The sequence below is a fragment of the Dolichospermum sp. LEGE 00240 genome, assembly GCF_015207875.1.
GTDB classification, from domain to species: Bacteria; Cyanobacteriota; Cyanobacteriia; order Cyanobacteriales; family Nostocaceae; genus Dolichospermum; species Dolichospermum gracile.
Genome location: NZ_JADEVZ010000147.1, coordinates 1 through 3,692, shown reverse-complemented (window position 1 = coordinate 3,692; position 3,692 = coordinate 1). Strand labels below are relative to the sequence as shown.

Here is a 3,692-nt window from a genome sequence, read left to right as displayed (position 1 = left end):
CCTCTCTATTTGATCACACTATTTTAACAAATAAAAGCCTGAAATCTTTGCTCGGCAATCTTTTCAGGCTTTACTTTCTCTAAATTTTTAATTCCTAAATTTGCTTTAGTATCTGCGGAATGTGGGTACCAAAATCTCCAGATCAATTAATATCAAAGTTAATGCAGTATCTCCATCAAACTCGTTGTTTGCTGGTTTTGGATAATCTAGAATCCATTCTGCAATGGGGAGAACGAGGGGGATCATATCGAGAAGGGTTTGAAGGTTATGGACAACTGATTAGCACAATTGGGGAGTCTACCCACAAAAGTTGTTTAATTATCATCAGTTGAGAACCAGCGATCGCATTTAGTTTACTAGAGAGAAAAGCTAATTCGATTAAATCACTGATCCTGAAAGGGTTACTTCCTGAAGATGGACTCAAGATTTTACAGTCAGAAGGAATTGACAAGACTCAAGCAGAATGGGAAACCTTACATCATCACTATGCAGGAAATCCGCTGATACTCAAAATTGTTGCCACCAATATTGATTTTCTATTTTCTGGCAAGATTGATCTTTTTTTAGACCAACGTGTAACCGTATTTGGGAACATTTACGATTTGTTAGATCAACAATTTCAACGCTTATCAGATTTAGATAAAACTGTGATCTATTCCCTAGCGATTCACCGCAAACCCATATTCATGCCAGAATTATTCAACAAGATCATTCCTGCTGTCACTTCCCAGAAGCTATTGGGAAGCATAAATAGGCTAAAATGGCGATCGCTGATTGAATGCAACCATACCGGATTTACAGTGCAAAATGATCTCATGGAATATGTCACCACTCAATTTAGATCATCATAAGTAGGGGTTGCTGAAAAAGTCTTTTCATGATAGCGCAGCGTGACGTAAGTTATGGGTTAGAAGTCAGTAGAGACGTTCCGCCGGAACGTCTGTACAGGAATCAGGAGGAAGAATTAGAACTGCCCCCTGCCTCGCCGGCGGAGAGGGATTTGGGGGTGGAGTTATTGCTCACGCCAATACTGTTATTATTAGCGATCGCACCCTCCTATGATCGGAAAGATGCCACTGGTGGTTGGTTATTCTGGCTTTCTCCTTTGGCTGACCCTTTAGCGGTGCTACGCATCTTTTTATCTGCATTTCACACTCCTAAGCAATGGCGCGGGCGGAAATATGGGGATGATGTCGGCCAAAAAACCAGGTGATTAATAGAAAAATTCCCCTTGTGTCTGGGTACAGGCTAAAATTTTCAGTAAAAGCGTTTATTTTGGAACGAGGGCAACTTATGGCGATTAAAAAAGGAAATATGGTGCGGGCTATTCGGGAAAAGCTAGAAAATAGTCTAGAAGCACAGGCTAGTGATTCCCGTTTACCTAGTTACTTGTTTGAAACCCAAGGGGAAATTGTGGATATCAAGGGTGATTATGCTTTGGTGAAGTTTGGACAAGTACCAACGCCCAATATTTGGTTAAAGTTGTCACAGTTAGAAGAGTTTGCCTAATTTAGATGTCTAATAGAAATAGATATCTCCAAAAAAGTAGAGACGTTCCATGGAACGTCTCTACAAGGGTTCTGGAAAACGCAGATTTAATTTTCACCAGATAGTTAATTTTCCTCGTCGGCGGGGTCGCCATAGGGATCTTCACTGGCGGGACGAACATTGCCAAAGTTGCCTTGGTCGGCGGGGTCGCCGTATGGGTCTTCACTGGCGGGACGAACATTACCAAAGTTGCCTTGGTTGGCGGGGTCGCCATAGGGGTCTTCACTAGCGGGACGAACATCACCAAAATTGGCTTCGTTGAGGTCATCACGAGGTGGACGGATTTCTTCTTGATCTCGTTTATCGCCTAACCCTACTAAAAAATCTTTCGCTTTTTGCAAAAAGTCGTTAACCATGATTTGTTTCCTTATTGTGTTGCTTCTGGTAATTGAGTGAGATCCCGACCTGTGGTGCGTCCGTTATAGCCTTGGAAGTCACTATACTTTTGCGCTTCTGATTCGGGAACACGAATACCATCTGGGGGAGGAGTTACCCAGTGAGCGCGGTTTTGCTCATCACGGTAATATACGCGCCCATTTTTGGAGAGATAATATTTGCCTTTTGCTCCTGTTCCTTGAGCGTTTTTTTGTTTGTTGTAGAGATAGTAAAGAGCGGCTGCTCCCCCTAAAAGTGCCACTTTCTGACCTGTGGATAATCCTTTTTTGGCTTCGGGTTGATTTACTAAAGAGCGATCGCTCATGTTTCTACCTGCTGTATCATCAACAGGTGGTGGTACTGATGCGTTTCGAGAACCACCGCCACAGCCTGTTAATAAAAGAACTGAGAGTAATGTAGACATCAGTATTGCTTGCACGCGTAAACCGAGTTTACGCTCTTTATATATAGTCTTCATTCTTATTCCTATTATTTACAACTCTTTAATCTCCGTACAGACACAAAGGCAGATTTGAGCTTTTGTTTTTTCGTACCTAGAAAAGGATGGGTATAGTATTTGTATGTAATCATGAACTATTTTTGTCGGTCTTCCATCTTGCTGCTGATATAAGCGACTCTAATTTCTTACCTCTGCGGAAATATGCAATTAGGGACTTCCTACTCAAACAATATCCCAATCCTGAGTATAAATGTAGCGGTTTAGCTCATGCTTTACCCTTACCTGTTCAGGGTATTTGCAGCATAAGTCATAAATATTGATTTTTGTCTTATTTACATCAAAATAGTTAATATTGTTTGATCTTTGTCCAAGTAACAAATAAAATACTTATAATATTTTTTAGTTAATTGGGATACTGAATATGAACGCCAAAGCCCAAAATTTACAGGCTTTATATGCTAAAACTCGCTTGCTGCTTGCGTTGTGGGACTTAGGAGCAAATCAACAGGAAGTGAAAAAAGGTTTGCTGACGAAGCGGATAGTGGCTAAGGGTCAGAAAATGGCGGACTATAAGGGCATTTTAGAGGATTTGCAGGAACAGGGGGCTGTTACTGTTTCTAAGACTGGTTATACTCTCAAGTCACCAATCGGTTTAGATGTGTTAGGTGCAGGTTTGCGTAGTGGTGAGTTTAAGTTTGAGGGAACTATTGTGGGGACTTGGGCGGCTAATGCGTTGTTGCGGTGGATAGGTCAAATTAATGTAGTAGCTGCGCCGGTTGCGTCTGGTGGTGGGGTGATTGGTTCTTATGAGGAGTTTAAGTCAGAGATTCTTGATTTATTTGACAAGCTAGATAAAAGCTATAGTCATGCTGGGTTAGTTCCTATTTGGCAGATACGTAAAGAAGTAGGAAATCAGTTGCAACGAGATCAATTTAATGATTGGATCATGGATATGCAAGCAGAGCAATTATTATATCTCCAAAGTGGAGAAGCACGGGGAGCAACTGAAGAACAGAAACAAGACTCTATCAATAGTGAAATTAGAGGTCTTTTATTCTTCGCTAGTAAACCTTGATAAAAGTAAAGTAGAGAAAAATCATGTCAAACACAGATATATATGCCTTATTTGAACAAGCACGTCAAAAACCTGTAAATCCTTTTAGTTTGATTCCAGTAATTTCTGGCTCTTGCGTCCCTTTTATGGAGAATTAATACTAAAGTGCCAGTTTAATAAACTACGTAATCTAAAATTACTAAAGTTGCGAAATCCATATCCAAGTCTTTTGATTAATTTGAGTTTATTATTAAT

General features: G+C 40.5%; 7 protein-coding genes and 1 pseudogene. 5 read left to right on the top strand and 3 right to left on the bottom strand.

Going from position 1 to position 3,692, the window contains the following annotated elements; all coding sequences use genetic code 11:
* Positions 1 to 119: 119 nt before the first annotated feature.
* The 4 genes and pseudogenes from IQ226_RS25485 (at position 120) to IQ226_RS24510 (ending at position 1,509) form a co-directional block, all read left to right on the top strand.
* Complete coding sequence (locus tag IQ226_RS25485; protein ID WP_228039664.1) at positions 120 to 332, top strand: hypothetical protein; 213 nt, start codon at positions 120 to 122, stop codon at positions 330 to 332.
* Between the two features lie 270 nt (positions 333 to 602).
* Positions 603 to 851: a hypothetical protein gene (locus IQ226_RS25480; RefSeq protein WP_228039663.1), complete on the top strand. Its 249-nt coding sequence runs from the start codon at positions 603 to 605 to the stop codon at positions 849 to 851.
* Positions 852 to 1,030: 179 nt separating this feature from the next.
* Positions 1,031 to 1,213: pseudogene (locus tag IQ226_RS24515) on the top strand (hypothetical protein); the annotation flags it as partial.
* A gap of 80 nt (positions 1,214 to 1,293) precedes the next feature.
* Complete coding sequence (locus IQ226_RS24510) at positions 1,294 to 1,509, top strand: NAD(P)H-quinone oxidoreductase subunit O (RefSeq protein WP_027401856.1); 216 nt, start codon at positions 1,294 to 1,296, stop codon at positions 1,507 to 1,509.
* 104 nt (positions 1,510 to 1,613) lie between these two features.
* Here the strand turns inward: IQ226_RS24510 and IQ226_RS24505 are convergent, their stop codons facing one another.
* Positions 1,614 to 1,904, bottom strand: a complete 291-nt coding sequence (locus tag IQ226_RS24505) for a hypothetical protein (protein WP_053538261.1) — start codon at positions 1,902 to 1,904, stop codon at positions 1,614 to 1,616.
* Positions 1,905 to 1,915: 11 nt separating this feature from the next.
* Positions 1,916 to 2,401, bottom strand: a complete 486-nt coding sequence (locus tag IQ226_RS24500; RefSeq protein ID WP_096670412.1) for a hypothetical protein — start codon at positions 2,399 to 2,401, stop codon at positions 1,916 to 1,918.
* Positions 2,402 to 2,804: 403 nt separating this feature from the next.
* Between IQ226_RS24500 and IQ226_RS24495 the strand changes: the two genes are divergently transcribed.
* Positions 2,805 to 3,458 carry a hypothetical protein gene (locus tag IQ226_RS24495; protein WP_193899724.1) on the top strand — a complete coding sequence of 218 codons (654 nt, stop codon included), beginning with the start codon at positions 2,805 to 2,807 and terminating at the stop codon, positions 3,456 to 3,458.
* Positions 3,459 to 3,581: 123 nt separating this feature from the next.
* Here the strand turns inward: IQ226_RS24495 and IQ226_RS24490 are convergent.
* Positions 3,582 to 3,692, bottom strand: a 111-nt coding sequence (locus IQ226_RS24490) for a transposase (RefSeq protein WP_143336292.1), incomplete at its 5' end; no start/stop codon positions are given.